Below are 18,228 nucleotides of genomic sequence, written 5' to 3'. Positions count from 1 at the left end.
CAGCCGGTTAAGGATGCGCCACACGCCTTGTTTGTGCATCCATCGAAAGAAAGCCATGCCAAACAAGAAACCGACATCACCAATAACAATCTCTGCTCAATCCGACGTTTCTGCAATCGTGGGCAAGCAAAGAGCCACGATGAGCGCCTGGGAAGAATTCATAGAACTGGGCTATACCACGGATGAAATCGAACAGAATGTACGGCGAGAAATTCTGCAATCCTGGGCGCGGTGTACCGACTTGGGTATCAACGCACTTTCCGGCGCAACTCCGCAAAAAATTGGCGACGAAGCCGTTCATGACCTCAGACGCAAAAATAGCGCCCTCTGCCGCGCAACAAGAGCTGCATTTGAAAGGTTGGCACCGCACCTGACCGAGTCCGGCGCAATACTGATCCTGACGGACAGGTCCGGAACGATAATTGATGCGATCGGCGACGCGCAGACATTGGACACCGGACGCGAAATTCAATTGGAAATTGGTGGTGTCTGGGATGAACAGGTAATTGGCACCAATGGAATTGGAACGGCGCTGCGCACCGGTCTGCCGACGTTCGTCCACGCATCAGAGCATTTCTGCCAAGGCATCAAATCCTGGACATGTGCAGGGGTTCCTATTTTCGACCCGCTGGATCGCCAAATCGTTGGAGTGGTCGACCTTTCCGGGCCGCCCGATATCTTCCGACCGCACAACATGGCGCTTGTCGTTGCCGCTGCGAGGGAAATCGAAATCGCGCTGGCAGAACAGCAGCGTGAGGAGCGCACAAGCCTGCTTGAAGCCTTCATTGACTTGCCGAAATCTCACAACCAAGAAGATGCAATTGTGCTTTTGAATTCTTCGGGCCGCATTGTTTTCAACAAGAACATTGATCAAGCGACCGGCCAAGAGTCCAATGACTTTTCGATCGGCAAACACTTGCTTTCCTGGAAACCAAGCATGACCGACGGAGATTTGGCCGCGGCATTATCGCCCGACTTTGTAAACTCAAAAATAGATCTGCTTAAACTGGGCGGTGAGGTAAAGGGCGCAGCCTTGGTCTTGCCGGGAAAGGAACAATTCCAAACCCCCGCGAGACCTCGCGGCATCACGATAAAACCACGAGATGGTGTAGAGGAAGACACCATAACGATCTTAGGCGATTGCCCTAAAATGCTGGAAGCAATCGAATTTGCCCGCAGAGCAGCAAAGGCCAAAGCGGCCGTTTTGGTTCAGGGCGAAACCGGTGTCGGAAAAGAACTCTTTGCCCGTCTTATCCATTACAATCACTCAAAGGAAAAAGCGCCTTATGTCGCCGTAAACTGTGCGGCAATCTCTGGAGAATTGATCGGCGGAGAGCTTTTTGGTCACGTCGCGGGTGCATTTACCGGTGCACTACGCGAGGGCAAACCCGGTAAATTTGAACAGGCAAATGGCGGCGTTCTGTGCCTCGACGAAATCGGCGATATGCCACCGGAACTGCAGACATATTTGTTGCGGACTCTAGAGCAGCGCGCAGTCTATCGAATTGGTTGTGACAAAAGACGCCCGATAGACGTTCAACTTGTTGCAATGACGAACCGGAACCTGCGACAGGATATCGAAACCGGGCGCTTCCGCAGGGACCTTTTTTACCGAATTGGCACAATAATTATTGACGTTCCCCCTCTTCGCGAACGTGGCGGCGACGTCGACTTGTTGATTGAACATTTCAACAGGGTTCTGTCTGAAAAATTTGAACGAGAGCGCTTGAATTTCGATAGCGAGGCAATGGCAGTGCTTCGCACATATCACTGGCCGGGAAATGTCCGGGAACTGCGTAACACCGTTGAAAGACTCTGTTTGTTGCATCGTGATGGGCCCGTTACAATCAAAGACCTACCCAATGAGATCACAGAACCCGACGCCAATGACTTTTTGTTCGGAACGTCCCCTGATGCACCAAGCACGGACCTTGGACTGGACAGCATCGAATCGCGAGCGATTCAACGCGCGATCAAACAGGAAAACGGCAACCTGACCAAAGTGGCGCTGACACTGGGCATATCGCGACCAACTTTGTATCGAAAAATCCGACAATACGGGCTTGATCGCGGAAAATAATAAAACGGCGACGGAATGGTTTCCGCCGCCGTTTTTGTCAGGACGCATGAAGTTCGGGGGGAGAAACGAACGCGGGTCCTGGCATCGGTGTAGTCACGCTGGCTTTGCGTCCCCGAGTTTAGGGTTGCTGCGAGCCTCGTTAGACAGAAATTTGCGATGCACAACCCCACCCAGAGCAGCACCAAGGCAAGGTGCCAGAATATAAAGCCAAAGCTGTCCAATCGCTTCGGGACCAGCGAACAATGCCGGGCCAAGCGACCTTGCAGGGTTTACGGAAGAACCGGAAACAACGATACCTGCCAAGTGAATGACGACCAGCGTGAAGCCAATGGCGAGGCCCGCGTTTGCACCCGCACCGCCTTCTTCTGTGCTTCCAAGAATAACGATCAGAAACAGTGCGGTCGCTATGAACTCAAACAGAAATGCGCCGACGACACTGTAGTCTTTCCACCCGTTTTGGGCGAAACCATTTGCCGTGATATCATAACCACCCTGCTTGCTTTGGACCAACACATAGAGCAGAGCTGCTGCCACGATTGCTCCAAGGCACTGCGCGATGACGTATCCGGCAAATTCGGATGGTGAAAGTCGGCCCGCGATGACGGCGCCCAGGCTTACGGCCGGGTTAAGGTGTGCCCCGGAAATATGTCCAATGGCGTATGCAACACCGACGACGGTCAGACCAAACGCGGCGGCCACACCCAACAGGCCAACTTCGTGGACCATGAAAATAATTGTGCCACAGCCCATGAATACAAGGGTGAGTGTACCCAAGAATTCGGCGATAAGTTTCTGCATGATTTCCTCCGATTTCAGATGCAGGAATTCACCCGCACCACCTGGCGCAGGGAATTTTTTGTGTTCGTGAATTGATCGTTCGGCTGTACCCGGTTCGCGCCTTATCCAATCACACGGCGCTTTGACGGATGACTGGGTGGTTTGGGATGCGAGACGGTTTGATTTTTGCCAGCACACTCAACAAGGATTGCAAAATGTGCTGACAGGCTTCCTACCCGACCGGTGCCCATTTGCGTAAGGCAGCTGTTTAGAACATCACCTCACCACCGTTCGGTGAGATACAGCTTCCATGGAAGAAGCTACCTTCGGGTGACGCCAGCAGCACTACCGCAGGAGCGATCTCCTCGACCTCTGCAAAACGCTCAAGCGGAATCGCGGCCTTCAGCGTGTCAAGAAGTTCCTGCGACAGCGGCGTCAGCAGGTCTGTGTTTGTAACCCCCGGAGCAACCGCATTGACCAGCACGCCTGTATCGGCACTTTCCAATGCCAGCGCGCGGGTAAAAGTGGCATTTGCACCCTTGGCCGCACAATAATGTGTCAGCGTCGGAGCACCTTTATATGCCAGTTGCGAGGTAATATTGATAATCCTGCCGCTGCCGCGCTTTACCATGTCACGATAGACGGTTTGCGCCATGAAGAACGTGCCTTTCACATGCACGTCCAACATCCGCGAAAAGCTGTCTTCGCTTATGTCTTCAAAGGACTCGGTGATATTGTGACCAGCATTGTTTACCAGGATATCAATTTCACCGACGGCGGATTTTGCAGAGGCGTAGAAATCCTGGATGGACTGCACCGACGACACGTCACACTCTTGTGCATAGACTTTGCGCCCCAAAGATTTGATTGCATCCTTGGTTTCCTTGGCTTTTTCGTCGTCCCGGAAGTGACAGAACGCTATGTCCGCACCTTGCGAAGCCAACGCCAGCGCGATGCCGCGGCCAATCCCACGGGATCCCCCGGAAACGATCGCTGTTTTCCCTTCAAGTCTGTTGGTAGTCATGATTTCCTCCTATTAATCAGGTCGATGTTTCGTCGGCTCTTTGGCCGATCGGCGCATTTTAAGGGCGGCCCAGCAACTCGGCGCCACCGCCTAGGGCCGGTCCTTCGGTCGGGTCGGCTTCGCCTTCGGAGAGATCACCGACCAGTGTTTCGGTTGTCAGGATGAGGGTCGCAACAGACGTCGCATTTACCAATGCGCTTGCCGTCACACGCACCGGGTCAATAATTCCAGCGTCATACATGTCGCGGAACTCACCAGATGACGCGTCGTAGCCGTGGCCTTGCTGCGCCGAGATGACCGAAGCAACGACAGCTACCGGGTCTGCGCCCGCATTGCTGGCTATCCTTTGTACCGGCTGGGTCAGGACAGACCGGACTAGCTCTACCCCTTTTTTGACGTCGCCCTCGTTGGCCGAGACAATGTCATCCAGCACCACCCCGATTTGTGCCAGCGCGGTACCACCTCCTGCAACGACACCATCTTCAGAAGCGGCACGAACAGCGCAAAGGGAATCTTCGATCAGCTGAATTTTGCGTTTCTGTTCGACCGGGGTGAACCCGCCCGCATAGATTACCGCCGTCCCGCCGGACAGTTTCGAAACCCTTTCGCGCAACTTGTCCTGTTCGATGTTTGGAGGCGCTACATCATGTTGGCGCTGAACCTGGGCCCTTCTGGCACGGATCGCTGCCGGGTCGCCCTCGCCCCGCAATACGCTAGTCATCGACGAGCTGACCTTGACCTTCTGGGCACCCCCCAGTTGGGTCAGCGTAACATTTTCGATTTTCTTTCCAAGATCACGCGCCAGAACTTCGCCGCCGGTCATGATCGCCAGGTCGTCCATCATGGCAGCGCGCCAGTGGCCATATTCAGGCGGATGGACGATCAGGTACTTGCCCGCACCGCCCCCGTCCATCAGCGCAATTACGACTTCCGGAGCAATCTCTTCAGCCACAATCAACAGTGGGCGATTTTGTTGATCTGCGATTGTGCGCGCTTTATCGAGTATTTCCGGGTGCAGGATCTTGTGATCCGTCATCAAGATCAGAGGGTGGTCCAGAACCGCCTCCATATTGTCCTGATCCGTAACCATATGGTGTGAAATGTACCCACGATCAAAGGACATACCCTCGACAACCTCGAGCGTCGTGTCGATGGTCACGGCGAAATCTGCAGTTATGACACCCTCTTTGCCGACGCGCTTGAACGCTTCGGCGACCAGTGAGCCGAGTTCGGGATCAGTCGCCGACACCCGCGCTACTGCTTCGAGATAGGCCGGGTTGTCGTCACAAGACCGGGACGATTTATCTAGACCATCAATGATCTTTTCAACGGCCAGCTCAATACCTTTGCACAGGTCGACCGGTTTAACACCGCTGGCTGTAATTTCGACCCCCTTCTGGATTAATGCATTGGCCAGAACGATCGCAGTTGTGGTGCCGTCGCCTGCAACTTCATTCGTCTGCATCGAGACTTCCCGCACCACTTGTGCGCCCATGTTTTCGAACCGATCAGACAGTTCGATTTCCGACGCGATCGAAACCCCATCGCGCGTGACCAGCGGCGTACCAACTGGCCGATCTATCATTGCGTTCAGACCTTTGGGTCCCAACGTCGGCTCCACCGCCGCGGCCAGTTTCGAAACACCTTTGGCCAATGCTTGCCGGGCAGTTCCGTTGTGTATCAGTAGTTTAGACATAACTTCTCCTTGCCATCGCTTGCGTGTCGATGACTTGTTTGCTGTATTCGATTGCGAGTTGCGGTGTGCTCTTAGCTGTGCGCTTCGGCCCCTCTCGGTGGAACTCGGTTCTGGATGAAGTCGATCAGCGTTGGTCCATCTTCACCAATCTCGACTTCCTTGTACCGGGTGGATTGAAGCCCACGACACAGTGCGCCGTTGAACTCCATATTGATCCGAACGCCACGCAGCTTGCCGAGGTATTCCCGTAGGCCACTGGACGTCAGCCGCTCACCATCCCAGGTCACAAAAGCCCGATCGCTTGCTGTCTTTGCCAGTCCCCTGGACACCAACAACGAACGATATCGTGGTTTTTGCTTTTCTTCTTCACCGCTGTCGAAGCGGATCGAATCCAACTTCTCCAACGTCATGTCGACAATCTTTTCACTGGAAAAGCCACGCTCTTCCAAGGCGAGCAAGACCGTCTCTTGACGGCGGATGAAAGCCTTTTCTAGAAACTTGTTTCGAACGGCACTCAACTCTTCGCCGTTGCAATACTCCCGGAATACTTCGTTGAAGTCTTTTTCACCGTTGACGCCTTCATTGACCCGATCAGCGAAACAGTGGTCGTTCAAGGTGACTTTGACACCTTGAACCCATTTCAGCCTGCCAATCTCATGGCGAATGTCGAATGCCATGAGAAAAGCGAAATTTGGAGAACACCAATAAGTCGGAAGCCTAAACTCAACTTCCACCACTTTTGAATCCAAATCGACTTCAACGAGTTCCACAAATCCCATCTCTGTGATGGGCTCGTCCAACTCTGGGTCAGTCACAAGATCCAGCTGCTGCCAGATTTCGAGTTCCAGTTCGTCCTTAAGCATCTCCAAAGTCATCGGATCACTCCGCTGCTATCTGGACTGGGGCGGCGCTGAGTTGCTTTTTCTTTGCCTCAACATCGATGTTGTAAAGCTTCGCCGCATTCAGACCGAGAATCTTCTCCTTGATCTCATCTGTCAGTTGCACACCGCCACGTTCGGCGGAAATGTCTTCCGGAATCTGATAGTCCCAGAACTGCTCAACCAGCCACTGTGGGGTCCAGATAGCGTAGTCCGAACCAAACAGAAGCTTGTCCTCTCCGACCCACCACAACAGCTCGGCAATAACCTCACCAAAGTAGCGGGGGCGCGAGAAGATAAAGGGAAGCGCAACCGCCAAACCGCCGTAGACATTCGTTTCCTGGGTCGCGATCCAGCAGAAATCATCCAGACGCGGCAGACCGCAATGCTCGATGATCCAGTTCAGATTCTGGAAATCAGTTGCTGCGTGGTCAACGTCATGGACATCAAACGCATCCTTGCTAAGCGGTATGATGGTCGGGCCCTTGTGGACGTGAATGTTCTTGATACCCAGCTTTTCGCAGAGCTCGAAGCACTTGTAGGCTGCGGGATCGTTCAGCGCCCAACCTTTGCTTTCACCATTCCATTCAGCCGTGTACATTTTCACGCCCTGAATGTCGAAATTCTCTTTCATGTAGTGGATGTATTCCAGTGCCTTCTCGCCATCGCGCGGATCGAACGATCCGTTCACAATAAAGCGTTCAGGGTGGCGCGCTGCCATTGATGTGCTGCGCTCGATGCTGGAAAATCCGTTTTTGTAGAAGTCCCGCAGGTATGTCGACTGGATGATGGCGACATCATCAGGTCCGTCCACGAAGAGATCGCGATACACGTCATCTTCCGAGTATTTCTCGAAGCGTCCCTTTTCCCAAAGCTGCTCTGGCGGGCTTAGGTTGGTGTGATAGGCATAGAAACAGTCGATAAACTGTTTGCCGTGAACATTGCTTTGATTTTCCGGACTGCCGTCCCAAAAATGGGTGTGACCGTCGACCACAAAAATCTCTTTGCCATCCTTGGTTTTAAACATTTGTTCCTCCTGGGGTATTCCGAAAGTTCAGATCACGATCTAGAGGGGTTCAGGCCCGAGCCTTGCACGGGCCTGAACCTCGGTCCGGTTACTCGATGTACTCGAAAACGTCGTCCATGTTTCCGAACAGAACGACGGTGTTGTCATCGACGCGCACCATACGTCCGTAGTGCGTGGACGTGTTCACCTCGAAGATTTCAGCGGTCATTTCCCGGCCCAGGAACTCGCTGATTTCGTCCATCTTGAAGATCAGTTTTCCTCGGCCATCTACCCGGATCGTTGCCGGATTGTGCGTGACCGTGACGTTCGGATCTTCGTTCATGTACTCAGCGATGGCGCGCGCCTCGACCGAGTCATTCATCGTCACGCCGCATTGGTCCGAGATGGTCTGCTTGAATTCAATATCCTTCATGGATTTGAAAATGTTACCTTGCGATGCGTCGCGTGCTACATTCGACATTGGCTTTAACTCCTGTTGGTTAGCGGCTCAGGCCGAGTTCGTTGAGGATCTGGCTGACCCGCTCATGGGAAACAGCTTTGACGTCTTCGAATGAAACCGGCTTGGAATGAGGCTGCGACCAGATCGGCTGCAGCGCCTTGGCAGCTTTGTCAGCAAGATCGCCATGCTTCTTGATCCAGGACTGGAACAACGCCTTGTTATGGGCAGAATGTTCTTCGTCATTGGCCAGCAGATAGACCAGATCAATTGCGTTCGCGAGGTTCCTCTCATAGTCCGCTTCGGCGGCCGAGATAACCGGAGGAGTAATGAAGTCGTTGTTTGCGGCAGCGGCTTGCATGAAAAAACCGGACCGTACGAGTTCGCCAACCAGCGGTTCAAAGATCAGGTTGATCGCAAAGTACTGCTCAAGATAATCCTCGGACCCCATGATCGTTTCGATGGCTTCGCGGCAAGGCTGCCAGATCTGGTCTTCCATCCACGCCTTTTTGCCCAGCTCGTCATTCCAGCCGTCGATGTCCATTCCGATCTCGGCCAGGTAAAGCGTAATGTCCTGACACAGGCGCATCTTGTAGGACGAATTGGTCAGCGTCGCGTTGTTGATCATTTGCGTGTAGCCATAGCGCTGCGCTTGCATCAACGACGTGCCAAGACCAAACTCGGCGTGTTTCCACGCACCCAGATGGGTCTGTAGAATTCGTTCCCAGGTTTTGTCGAAGGCGGTATGGGCGCCTGCCTTGCGGGCATTGTCGATGACCGCTTTTACCATCGAACAGATTTTGGACTGCCGTTGATAATGGGTCCGCTCCCATTCCTGATCCGGCGCACGGAACGCATGCCAGTTGGAGCTCAGAGCCGCGGTGTTGTCCTTTTGATAAGCACCCCCACCCTTGCCGCCTTCAAACTCGATGATCCAGTTCTGGATCAAATAGCGTTCGGGATCAGGTTGCACGTCGACGGTAACGTCTTCGTAGTGGGTGGCCCGTTTTCCCCGGGGTTCAAAGTAATTGTATTTGCGGCTAGTGGATCCGACGAATGTTGCGGCACCCGCGGCTCCAGAACCGACAGAACTTGATGTAGCTACCATTGTAGCCTCCCTTGGTTGGTTTCATTCACATGACTAGTGATCAGCCCAGCATCAGTGAGCCGATGAACCAGAAGTCGGTGTGAACTTGTCGTAGAAAATCCGATCTGCATCGAAGTCGTTCATGAACAGAACAGGCGTCAGCGCGTCGATCATCGGGGGCGGTCCACAGGCATAGACATCGCCCTCGCCTTCCGCATCCAGTTCCTTCAGGAACCGGTCGACTGTCTCATGTACAAAACCGCGTTCTCCGTCCCAGGATGTGTCCTCATCCGCGTGGCTCAGGACCGGAATGAACCGGACATTTCCGTTGGAGCCTGTCAGATCAGAGATTTCGCCCAGTTTGAACAGGTCATCTTGTGTTCGCGCACCGTAGAAGAAGTAGATCGGACGATCTTCTCCACTGCTGATCTGGTCATTCAGGATCGACCAGACGGGCGACATTCCGGATCCGGCACCCACTAAAATCACCGGTCCTTTTCGGTCTTCTCGACGGAAGCACATTCCGTAGGGTCCGCTGATTTTGACCGTCGCGCCTTTTTTGATTCCCCCGGCGTCAAGTTCGTTTGAGAATCTTCCGTCCGGGTACTTTTTGATGATGAAGGAGAGTTTTTGGGCTTCGCTCGGCGTATTTGCCATGGAGAACGAACGTGTAATCTCCTCCCCTTTTTCGGTGGTGACCGTGATGTCGACATATTGCCCCGCCCAAAATTTAAGCGGTGCATCAATTTCAATTTCCACACCGCGAATGTCGTGGGTTAGCTTTTGGAAATCGACAATGCGGCCATCAAATTCTTTGACCGAAATGGATTTCGACAAAACCTCTTCATCATAGTTTAGGAGTTCGATTTCGACATCGCTATAAGCCAGCGCCCGGCACATTAGGATATGACCGCTGTCTTTCTCGAAATCATTGAGAGCGAACGTTGAATACTTCAACATTTCGGTCTCACCATCCAGTTGAACACATTTGCAGGCTGAACACTGTCCTTCCTTGCAACCGTGCGGCAGCGCGATGCCCTGGCGGAATGCGGCGTCGAGGATGGTTTCCTCTTCTTCGACCTCAAACTCCACGCCAACCGGCTCAAGTCGGACGTTGTATACGTCACTCATTTCTCGTGTCTCCTGTGGTTCGAAACCTCTTTGCGGCTTCGAATTGCGGGATGCAGGGGCCGTTTGGCCCCCGCGGTAGTTGCGTTTAATTGAACGGTGTGATCGTGAAGCCGGCGCGGTAGTCCGCCAGATGCGCTTCGCGTTCGGACGAGGACATTCCACGCAGAGCTTTGAGCGGCGAGCCCAGCGTATTGCCGCGCACATCGTCAAGCGTCCACATGTCCTTGTTGTCGAAGCGCAGATGCGGCTGCGGCACCAGGGTTTTGCCGTCTTCGCGGACAAAGTTGAGATCCTGAATGGCGTCAGCCAGATCCCAGCCGTCATAGACGGTTTCCCATTCACGCTTGCCCGAGAACTTGCCCATGGCCGGGGTTGGGCGACCTTGGTATTCATCCGAGAACGCTTCTACAGCGGTCCAGCGATCAAGCTCATGCGCAAAGGTGTGCAGTTCACCGTCAATCTCATCTACAACAATGTCCTCGCGGATCAGACATGGCACCAGGCAAGACCAGCAACGATGCGGATAGACATAGCCGACCTCTTCGTTGAAGGTGATCACCTTCTGACCGGGAACGCTGAGCTTCGCATACCACTTCCAGAAATCGCCAAATTCGGCGTACCAACCCGGATACTTGTGCTCAAACCATTCAAAGTCTTTCTCGGTCTGAGCTTCAATCCGCCAGAAGTTCACCGGCCAGCCGACTGCAAAGAACTGGGCGACCTTGTGGACATAGTTCTTCTCAGTGATCCGCTTCCAGGCCTCTTGAACATCGTCGTGATGAACTTTGACGCCATACTTTTCGAGCGGCAGCATGTAGGTGCGGTAGTAGTCTTCAAAGATCCACCGGTGCCACATTTCCGCGTAGGATTCTTTCTCCTTGTCACGGTTGGTGGTACCGTATTCGATGAACGTACCAATGGCCGCATCGACGATGGCGTGGTTCTGCCAGAAGGCGTAACGCAGGTCGCGTTCCAGCAACTGATGGTTATCAGGCTCCTTCAGCGCAGCCATAAGCAACGAGTGGCCGTTACCGATGTGGCGGCTTTCGTCCGACTGCACCGACAGGAACACGGTCGGCAGAGCGTAGTCGCCGTTTCGTGCTGCCTCTGACGGCATGGCAACGAACAACGTGTTGGTGAACGCTGTTTCGGCAACAACTGTCAGATACATACACGCGGCGGTCATGGTGTCGCCGGTGATGAAGCCTTCGCCAAACTGACGACCAATGGTCGTCGCATAGCACTTACCGAATGCTTCTTCGGTAATGTCGAACCCGGCCGGATCGATGTAGTTCTCCATGTACCACTTCTTCAGGTTCATCTGAATTGTGGAATGACGGAATTCATCGACCATCTGCATGGTAAAGCCGGTGCGCAGGTCTTCGCCTGGCGCCAGACGGGCAACCATTGCCATCGAGCGGGCCGCGGAGATTTCCGGGAATGGGATGATGGCCAGAAAAAGCTTCATCCATTCGATCCAGCGCGGCTCGACATTGCGGAACATATCGCCGCGCAGTGCCGCATCCAATGCACCGTAAACCCGGTTGTCTTTTTCCTCTTCCATCGGGAAATAGGAACGCAAGACCTGTTTCATTGGGTCGCGGGGGGCTTTCGTGATCTTGTAGTCGGTCGGAAAGGTGTTCGCTTCCTGAACGTAAGTTGGATTCCAGCCCAAATCAGAGATTTTCTTGGTGGCTTCCCCCACCGAAATTCCCCGTTGGGAAGTAATCTTATTTAGCGTAATCGCCATGCCATGAGCCTCCTTCAGCTCTGACCGTTTGCACGGTCGGTTGGAGGCAGCAGCTTGCTGCCAGTTGATAGGCCCAGGTTCTGCAAGCACATCGAAATGCGCTTGAAAGACCCGGCCAGTCGGATCACGGCAAAGGTTTTAGGTAGTATGACCATTTGCTTGCTGCCGTACGTTGCTCGGGCGAACTGGCATCGGTATTGCAAATGGAACCTCCCTGTTCCTTCGTTCTTGGTGGTTTCCAAATTTCGGAAACGCGGCGTTATAAGGGAGTACATGCAAGCGCCGTGCCAAATCTGGCACGGGGCGTTGCAATTATTGAACTTTTGACGAAAGCTTCTATTAACTCGTTAAAATTAAACAAAAATAAATTTGGATTTCTTTATTGGCTTTTCATTCCGCCAATGTCAGGGCGATTTCTTCTCCAATCCAATACGTATCAAAATCGTAAAGGTTCTTTACGATCGTTACACTTGTTTCGCCATGTTTACACTTTGGAAATGTGTTCGACATACCCGACTGGGGTTGGATCAGGACAAAAGTCGGCATGTTGGGCAGTAGCTGTTTGCACCGGATTGAGATGCACAGTTTTTGAGCGCAAAATGATTCGCATTATGCGCACCGGGATCTTTTCGTTTTTCTGAACTGTAAAGTTATGAAACCATCCGATTTTACATATGTAACGATACGAAACTGATTTTTCATAGATCGTAAAAAAAAGATGAATCTATGATGCATAATGTCAAGATTTGATCTTTGTCACGCATGGTATTGATGGTAATTTGATCGCCGAAAATCGATTGGGACAAAACTCAGCCGATAGGAAACCGAGCTCCCCAAGTGCTTTCACAATGGGCCTCAAACGAACCCGTGTACGGAATGCCGTATGCGATCAGACAGGTATTGCATGGAACTTGCGCTATCAAAAATGAGCACCCGGAAAGTGTATGCATTTAGCATAAGTCCATCAATTTGGACGAGCTGCTATATTTGCATAAGGCAACTGATCCCAAATCGCCTCGATATTGTTTCGCAATCGCGAATGCACCTTGCGCATAATGGCCTCTCTTTGGTCTTCACTGGCATCCATAAGTGCCTCTTGCACCATAACAAGGTTTTCCGGCGCGGGATCATTCAGAGCCCTGCGCGTTGCATCAACAATAGCGCTTTCCGGCCCCAAGATATCCAAACTAACTGCGTTCAAGGTCTCAAAGAACTTCTTTGTTGCAATTTCTCTCATTTCATTTTGCCTTCTGTTTTTCATAATTCAATTCTGAACGAACAAGCCATAGAAGGAAATTAGATGTCCGGTCAATCAGAAAAAACCGCCGAACTCTTTCGGAAGAGAACACATATCGTCAGTCAACTTTCCCAAGAAAAAACAAGGTTCTTGCGGCTTCTTCAGCGCAGATCCAGGGTCGAAATTCTTTTGGCGAAGAATCCAGATTCCATTGAAATGGAAAGCACCAATTCTCAATTCGAATTCGAATTGGAAAACAGTCAGAGACGAATAGCTTCTCTTGAAAGAGACGTTGCCGGTATAGACGAAAAACTCGAATCATTGGCGAAACTGGAGGAAAGTTGATGGCTGAAAATAGCGCTTCTGGATTATCTCTTTTTAGCCTTTTGGCAAGAGAATGGACACTCAATGGCGAAATCACTCAAATCGCATTCAATCACGATGATACCGCGGCGATCTTCATACACTCGGCGGGCAAGGTCGCGCTGGCATCGACAAATGATGCGGAAAGTCCAAAAGTCCGCACGCGTCTGGAATTGGACACTGGTCGCACGACTATACGCCCGCGCGAGAATCCGGTCGCGCCACTTTTAACCCCCGACATCGCGGTACGAACCGATCTGCCTGTCGTTCGGTTTGGTACACTGGGCTTTGCTGCCATTGATATGGACGGAGCCGTCCAGCAGATCACGGCGGGCGGCCAGATCGTGCGTAAGCTGCAACCACAGCCAAAGCCGGTTACAGCAATTTCTGCCAGTCAGTTCGGCGACCTGCTGGCGATTGCACGAGGCAATGTACTCGAACTTGTCGACCCGGCTGAAATGGTCGTGCAGGCCGAGTTCAAGCTTGACCACCCGATTTCGTGTCTGACCGTGGCGGCAGATGGCCGGACGACCGCCGCTTGGGGGGCGGGCACTCTGAGCATCGTTCCGCTCACCGCCACCAACGACACACCAACTGTCATTTCCTGTCCTGGCGACATAACAGGCCTCGTCTGGCAAAAATCTGGCCACCATCTGGTCTGCGCTTCGGCAGAAAACAGGTTCTACATCATTGACATTGCTCAGCGCTCGGTTCAGTGCGTCGAGGGCTATCCAAACCCGGTCCGCGACGTCGCATTCAGCGAAGCCGGCATTGCTTTGGTGACCTCGGGGGCCTACCGGTTGGCAGGATGGGATATGAGCGATCTGCCGGTCGATGACAAACCCGGCACTCCGCTTACGACCGGCAAACCCGGATTTGTCGTGCTGAATTCGATCGCAGCACACCCCGAGCGAAACATCGTCGCCACCGGCTATGCCAGCGGGCTGGTGACGCTGGCGCGTATCGGCACGTCACAGGACATGATGCTTCATCATGAGCGCGACACATCAGTCAACAGTCTGAGCTGGTCAAAAACCGGAGAGCACCTCGCCATCGGGTTCGCCTCGGGCAAGGCCGCGATGGTCACGTTTCCTGCCCAGATGTTCAAATAGTTCCACCAAGCAAAGAAAAGGGGATGTACGATGGACAACAAACTCACACCCGAAGAACAGAGCAAAGATCGCTACTTTGCGCAGCTATCCAAAATCGCCGAAGAAATGATCGACGAGCATGGCAAAGACTTTGCCATGGGGGCGTTGGTCATGGCGGCTCAATGGATCGCAAAGAACCAGATCGGGCCGCAGGAAGAAATCAAACACTAAAACCCGAGGTCGGCAGACACTAGGTCGGTGGATCCGGAATCCAGGGTCCACCGCAGCTGATCCATCGTGATCTGTGAGATCGCAGGTGTCAGTCTATGCAAATCGGCCTCTGCATCATTTTGACCGTTCCTACTGATAGTCGACAGGTCCTCGGAAAACTCTGCGCGAAGACCATGAGAATAGGCACACATCTCTTGCAAACGAAGCGTCACGAAATAAAGGCAATCTCCGGTTTCGCTGAACCGTCCGGGCGCAGTCGGTTCTCGGTACGCTGCGGGCGAACGATACGACGTATGCACGGCAGCGCTCAGGATCGTTTGAACTTGACGGCGCCAATTACCGTATTCTTCGCTCTGGTTCAGTTCCAATCCAGCCCGATAGAGCTGTTCACTCACGGCCTTATAGGCGCGGCCGCCGGCGATATGACGCCGCCAGAATTCGTTGGCTTCGTCTACCGTTCCACACTCGACAAACCGCTTCGCAAGCTTGGGCCGGGACACAAAGGCCAATGCCATGTCCACGTCCTCGGAAAGAGAGCGGGCGATTTGCATCGAAGGCGTCGGAAGATCGGTCAGGAACAGCAGCCGGATCGCGTCCAACTGCTCGATCATTCGAAACGTCAACGCACGCAGCGCCGCCCATTGCGGCGCGCTGAGCCCGGTATCCGCAACGCTCTCAGCTGCAGTGGCACTTGCGTGCAAAGACGCAACCCACATTACCGCCTGGTCGAACATAAAAAAGTTGTCGATCGGTCCGCTATCACCGTCATGCACCCAGTTTCTGCCGCTTTGGAAACCGCGAAACCGAACGATCGTTTTGTTCCAGGTTTCGTCGAGATCCAAACCTTTCGCCGACCACAATTGGCGGGTTCGGGCTATAAGTTGCGGCGAGATGCCAGGATAACTCCGTTCGAAAGAAATCGGTTTGTCTTGTCCAGTGTCAATCTGCATGACGGTGGTTTTCTCTCTTTGCCGACGCCAATTTATCAACGATCGCTCGTGCGACAAGACACTATTGCCCGGCCGCGTTTGATGTCGCCTGATCCGCGTCTGCAACAACCAGAAGGAATGTTGCGAAGGACGGACCAATGGGATTGATCCTTACGCCAAAACCAAGTCAGACACGCGCGTTGAACCGGTCAGTGATTCAGGCCTTCGACGTGATGCGCATGTCCAAGGCGGATATGCTTGATCACTTGTCAGAGATGATTGATAGCAACCCGTTTGTCACCGCCGATCGGGCAACCCATGACCTTGGAACCATTTGCCCGCCGCGCGATTTCCAGGAAGGCCCCGAAGTGTCATGTGATACCCGCGTAAGCCTTTATCATCATGTGTCCGAGCAACTCCCGCTTATCTTAAGCTCAGAGGCAGAAGTGGAAATCGCGCTGGCGTTACTGGCGGAAATCGAACCAAGCGGCTGGCTGGGAAAACCCGTCAAAGCGGTTGCTCGCAATGCCGGGTATGACGAGGCACAATGTGAGCGCGTATTGCGCCATCTTCAAACCCTCGAGCCGGTTGGCTTGTTTGCACGAGATCTGCGCGACTGCCTGAGGCTTCAGGCCATCGATCGCGGACTGCTGGATGATCTGATGGATCAGTTGATCACGCATTTAGATGACCTTTTGGAGTTTGACCTCCAAAAGTTGGCAAAACGCTTGCATGCGGACACACGCGATGTGGCACGCTGCTTGCAACACATCCGGCGGATGGACCCAAAGCCCGGAACCAGGTTTCAATATGATGAAGCACTTTTGCGGGACTGTGACGCCACCCTAACGATCGTTGACCGTGAACTGGTAATTGAGCTCAACAGGTCCAGCTTTCCCAGTGTTCGTCTCATGCTGTCGTCAATGTCGCAGAACGGCGATGACCTTTCCCATTCATCACAGCTGGGCGAGCTGGTGAATTCCGCAAAATCGTTCAAGGCAGCCCTCGACCTGCGAAGCTCGACCACTTTAGCCGTAATCAAGGCTATTTTTGTGCGGCAGCATGATTTCCCGACCAAAGGATACGCCGCCCTGCGCCCAATGCGCATGAGCGAAGTAGCGGATGATATAGGTGTCAGCGAAGCAACGGTAAGCCGCATCCTGACCGGGCTCAGGCTACAATGTCCACAAGGGAACATTGCGTTGAGATCCCTGTTTTGCGCACCGGTCATGTATCGCGGGCAACCCCGAACAAAGCATGTCGCGCTTCAGATAATCCGAAAGGCAATTGCGCGCGAAGACAAGCGCGCTCCTCTCAGCGATACCGAGATTTTCCGAATTCTGAGCGAGGCCGGATTGGACCTTTCCAGACGAACTGTCACTAAATATCGCCAGTCGATCGGATTGAGTGCGCCGGCTTTGCGCCGAAAACACGCAGAACTGTCGATGCTTCTCTTGCCGCAGTGTTCGCCCGACTGAACCACCCGCAGAAACCGTGAAAACAGATACATCAGCGTATCGATCACCAATGAGGCAACCCAGGGAAAGACTAGAATGGCCAAAGCGGCACACCACAATATCCGCGTTCGGGGTGAAAACCTGCCTGTAGACTTCCGCACAACGGACTTTGACCCGTTCGCGGCGAAACGCCTGGATTTCGACGGTTCTGACTTCGCGTGCCTGTTTGGTCTGGAATCCGCGTTCAAACTGGCGCTGATCGACAACAGCGGCACGCCATCGTGCTCTACCTTCTTTATTGCGTCTCCCGTTGGATGCCCGATCGAAACGCGACCCAACGCAGGGCATCACCCATGATCTTGCCCATGACCAGAAAAGGCTCTTCCAGCACCCCTCTTACTTGTGTCGGCAAGGCATATTTGCGTCCCTACCGTCGCTCGGATGCAACAGCCATTCGCAAGGCTCTGCGAGATCGGGGTCTGCTGAAGTGGCTGGCGGCTTTGCCGATACCCATCGATCATACGTCCCTACAGGAATATACCAGCTTTCTAGCCGATGCGGATGTAATCGCTAGCGCGATTTGCATCGGTGAAGAGGTGATCGGCATTGTCAGCCTAGGAACCGAACTTTCTTTCTGGCTGCGCTGCGATATGCAAGCCAAAGGCATAGGCAGATGGGCTGTCCGTTGTTTTCTGGAACAGTTGCCAATGAGCGTACAACACGTAGAAGCCTGTTGTTTGGCGCACAACACCGTCTCCATCCTTCTAATGCTTGGTGCCGGTTTCGAGGAAACCTCTACGCCTTTCAAACGCTTCTCTTTCGCCCATGGCAAAGCGATGGAATTCAGGCGGTTCCGCTTGTCGCGAAAGCAATCCGAGGGACTGTCAAAGGGCTTCACTTGTTTGCGCAGCGCCCCATACCCACCCCCTGATCCGCCTACAAAAAGGCCAAACCACCAAGACCGGGACCCGCAATGACCGACTTCAACAAGATCCTGATCGCCAATCGCGGCGAGATTGCCATACGCGTGATGC

Annotated in this window: 18 protein-coding genes; 7 read left to right on the top strand and 11 right to left on the bottom strand. The window is 53.3% G+C overall.

Annotation, left to right across the window (positions count from 1 at the left end):
* The first annotated feature begins 55 nt into the window (after window positions 1-55).
* Window positions 56-2,080, top strand: a complete 2,025-nt coding sequence (locus ACR0LX_RS22080; RefSeq protein WP_480785499.1) for a sigma-54-dependent Fis family transcriptional regulator — start codon at window positions 56-58, stop codon at window positions 2,078-2,080.
* A gap of 93 nt (window positions 2,081-2,173) precedes the next feature.
* On the opposite strand, the gene ACR0LX_RS22075 is transcribed toward ACR0LX_RS22080, so the two are convergent.
* From ACR0LX_RS22075 to ACR0LX_RS22030, 10 genes are all read right to left on the bottom strand, one after another.
* The gene (locus tag ACR0LX_RS22075; RefSeq protein WP_480785498.1) at window positions 2,174-3,055 is read right to left on the bottom strand and encodes an MIP family channel protein; all 882 of its coding nucleotides are present in this window, start codon (window positions 3,053-3,055) and stop codon (window positions 2,174-2,176) included.
* Between the two features lie 70 nt (window positions 3,056-3,125).
* Window positions 3,126-3,881, bottom strand: a complete 756-nt coding sequence (locus ACR0LX_RS22070; protein WP_480785497.1) for an SDR family NAD(P)-dependent oxidoreductase — start codon at window positions 3,879-3,881, stop codon at window positions 3,126-3,128.
* A 58-nt stretch (window positions 3,882-3,939) separates the two neighbouring features.
* Window positions 3,940-5,577 carry a chaperonin GroEL gene (gene groEL, locus ACR0LX_RS22065; RefSeq protein WP_480785496.1) on the bottom strand — a complete coding sequence of 546 codons (1,638 nt, stop codon included), beginning with the start codon at window positions 5,575-5,577 and terminating at the stop codon, window positions 3,940-3,942.
* A 71-nt stretch (window positions 5,578-5,648) separates the two neighbouring features.
* Window positions 5,649-6,452 carry an iron-sulfur cluster assembly protein gene (locus ACR0LX_RS22060; RefSeq protein WP_480785495.1) on the bottom strand — a complete coding sequence of 268 codons (804 nt, stop codon included), beginning with the start codon at window positions 6,450-6,452 and terminating at the stop codon, window positions 5,649-5,651.
* Between the two features lie 4 nt (window positions 6,453-6,456).
* The gene (locus tag ACR0LX_RS22055) at window positions 6,457-7,482 is read right to left on the bottom strand and encodes an amidohydrolase family protein (RefSeq protein ID WP_480613274.1); all 1,026 of its coding nucleotides are present in this window, start codon (window positions 7,480-7,482) and stop codon (window positions 6,457-6,459) included.
* Window positions 7,483-7,570: 88 nt separating this feature from the next.
* Entirely contained in the window at window positions 7,571-7,942 is a 372-nt protein-coding gene (locus ACR0LX_RS22050) for an MmoB/DmpM family protein (RefSeq protein ID WP_170759017.1), read from the bottom strand.
* 19 nt (window positions 7,943-7,961) lie between these two features.
* Window positions 7,962-9,026, bottom strand: coding sequence for an aromatic/alkene monooxygenase hydroxylase subunit beta (locus ACR0LX_RS22045; protein WP_480613272.1), 1,065 nt, complete (start codon window positions 9,024-9,026; stop codon window positions 7,962-7,964).
* A 51-nt stretch (window positions 9,027-9,077) separates the two neighbouring features.
* Window positions 9,078-10,136 (bottom strand): 2Fe-2S iron-sulfur cluster-binding protein, encoded by a 1,059-nt coding sequence (locus tag ACR0LX_RS22040; protein ID WP_480785494.1) that lies wholly within the window; start codon window positions 10,134-10,136, stop codon window positions 9,078-9,080.
* A gap of 85 nt (window positions 10,137-10,221) precedes the next feature.
* Window positions 10,222-11,886 carry an aromatic/alkene/methane monooxygenase hydroxylase/oxygenase subunit alpha gene (locus ACR0LX_RS22035; protein ID WP_480785493.1) on the bottom strand — a complete coding sequence of 555 codons (1,665 nt, stop codon included), beginning with the start codon at window positions 11,884-11,886 and terminating at the stop codon, window positions 10,222-10,224.
* A 964-nt stretch (window positions 11,887-12,850) separates the two neighbouring features.
* Window positions 12,851-13,147, bottom strand: a complete 297-nt coding sequence (locus tag ACR0LX_RS22030; RefSeq protein ID WP_480785492.1) for a hypothetical protein — start codon at window positions 13,145-13,147, stop codon at window positions 12,851-12,853.
* Between the two features lie 39 nt (window positions 13,148-13,186).
* On the opposite strand from ACR0LX_RS22030, the gene ACR0LX_RS22025 reads away from it, so the two are divergent.
* The 3 genes from ACR0LX_RS22025 to ACR0LX_RS22015 are packed head-to-tail and all read left to right on the top strand — an operon-like array spanning window position 13,187 to window position 14,808.
* Entirely contained in the window at window positions 13,187-13,468 is a 282-nt protein-coding gene (locus tag ACR0LX_RS22025) for a hypothetical protein (protein ID WP_480785491.1), read from the top strand.
* The gene (locus ACR0LX_RS22020; RefSeq protein WP_480785490.1) at window positions 13,468-14,598 is read left to right on the top strand and encodes a WD40 repeat domain-containing protein; all 1,131 of its coding nucleotides are present in this window, start codon (window positions 13,468-13,470) and stop codon (window positions 14,596-14,598) included. The genes ACR0LX_RS22025 and ACR0LX_RS22020 overlap by 1 nt, the downstream gene beginning before the upstream one ends.
* Before the next feature lie 30 nt (window positions 14,599-14,628).
* Window positions 14,629-14,808 carry a hypothetical protein gene (locus ACR0LX_RS22015; protein ID WP_170759004.1) on the top strand — a complete coding sequence of 60 codons (180 nt, stop codon included), beginning with the start codon at window positions 14,629-14,631 and terminating at the stop codon, window positions 14,806-14,808.
* Here the strand turns inward: ACR0LX_RS22015 and ACR0LX_RS22010 are convergent.
* Window positions 14,805-15,650, bottom strand: coding sequence for a hypothetical protein (locus tag ACR0LX_RS22010; protein WP_480785489.1), 846 nt, complete (start codon window positions 15,648-15,650; stop codon window positions 14,805-14,807). The two genes, ACR0LX_RS22015 and ACR0LX_RS22010, sit on opposite strands and share 4 nt — an antisense overlap.
* A 245-nt stretch (window positions 15,651-15,895) precedes the next feature.
* Here ACR0LX_RS22010 and ACR0LX_RS22005 point away from each other — a divergent pair, with 245 nt between their 5' ends.
* From ACR0LX_RS22005 to ACR0LX_RS21995, 3 genes are all read left to right on the top strand, one after another.
* Window positions 15,896-17,215: an RNA polymerase factor sigma-54 gene (locus ACR0LX_RS22005; RefSeq protein WP_480785488.1), complete on the top strand. Its 1,320-nt coding sequence runs from the start codon at window positions 15,896-15,898 to the stop codon at window positions 17,213-17,215.
* 75 nt (window positions 17,216-17,290) lie between these two features.
* Window positions 17,291-17,551, top strand: coding sequence for a hypothetical protein (locus tag ACR0LX_RS22000; protein ID WP_480785487.1), 261 nt, complete (start codon window positions 17,291-17,293; stop codon window positions 17,549-17,551).
* An 8-nt stretch (window positions 17,552-17,559) separates the two neighbouring features.
* Window positions 17,560-18,171 (top strand): GNAT family N-acetyltransferase, encoded by a 612-nt coding sequence (locus ACR0LX_RS21995; protein ID WP_480785486.1) that lies wholly within the window; start codon window positions 17,560-17,562, stop codon window positions 18,169-18,171.
* The last annotated feature ends 57 nt before the right edge of the window (window positions 18,172-18,228 follow it).

It is taken from the genome of Ruegeria sp. CH11 (genome assembly GCF_056537105.1).
This window is presented reverse-complemented; position numbering and strand designations above follow the sequence as displayed.

Coding starts and splice junctions, on each gene's coding strand:
- ACR0LX_RS22080 (WP_480785499.1), top strand. CDS start 56: ATGCCAAACAAGAAACCGACATCACCAATAACAATCTCTGCTCAATCC.
- ACR0LX_RS22070 (WP_480785497.1), bottom strand. CDS start 3,881: ATGACTACCAACAGACTTGAAGGGAAAACAGCGATCGTTTCCGGGGGA.
- groEL (WP_480785496.1), bottom strand. CDS start 5,577: ATGTCTAAACTACTGATACACAACGGAACTGCCCGGCAAGCATTGGCC.
- ACR0LX_RS22060 (WP_480785495.1), bottom strand. CDS start 6,452: ATGACTTTGGAGATGCTTAAGGACGAACTGGAACTCGAAATCTGGCAG.
- ACR0LX_RS22055 (WP_480613274.1), bottom strand. CDS start 7,482: ATGTTTAAAACCAAGGATGGCAAAGAGATTTTTGTGGTCGACGGTCAC.
- ACR0LX_RS22050 (WP_170759017.1), bottom strand. CDS start 7,942: ATGTCGAATGTAGCACGCGACGCATCGCAAGGTAACATTTTCAAATCC.
- ACR0LX_RS22045 (WP_480613272.1), bottom strand. CDS start 9,026: ATGGTAGCTACATCAAGTTCTGTCGGTTCTGGAGCCGCGGGTGCCGCA.
- ACR0LX_RS22040 (WP_480785494.1), bottom strand. CDS start 10,136: ATGAGTGACGTATACAACGTCCGACTTGAGCCGGTTGGCGTGGAGTTT.
- ACR0LX_RS22035 (WP_480785493.1), bottom strand. CDS start 11,886: ATGGCGATTACGCTAAATAAGATTACTTCCCAACGGGGAATTTCGGTG.
- ACR0LX_RS22030 (WP_480785492.1), bottom strand. CDS start 13,147: ATGAAAAACAGAAGGCAAAATGAAATGAGAGAAATTGCAACAAAGAAG.
- ACR0LX_RS22025 (WP_480785491.1), top strand. CDS start 13,187: ATGTCCGGTCAATCAGAAAAAACCGCCGAACTCTTTCGGAAGAGAACA.
- ACR0LX_RS22020 (WP_480785490.1), top strand. CDS start 13,468: ATGGCTGAAAATAGCGCTTCTGGATTATCTCTTTTTAGCCTTTTGGCA.
- ACR0LX_RS22015 (WP_170759004.1), top strand. CDS start 14,629: ATGGACAACAAACTCACACCCGAAGAACAGAGCAAAGATCGCTACTTT.
- ACR0LX_RS22005 (WP_480785488.1), top strand. CDS start 15,896: ATGGGATTGATCCTTACGCCAAAACCAAGTCAGACACGCGCGTTGAAC.
- ACR0LX_RS22000 (WP_480785487.1), top strand. CDS start 17,291: ATGGCCAAAGCGGCACACCACAATATCCGCGTTCGGGGTGAAAACCTG.
- ACR0LX_RS21995 (WP_480785486.1), top strand. CDS start 17,560: ATGACCAGAAAAGGCTCTTCCAGCACCCCTCTTACTTGTGTCGGCAAG.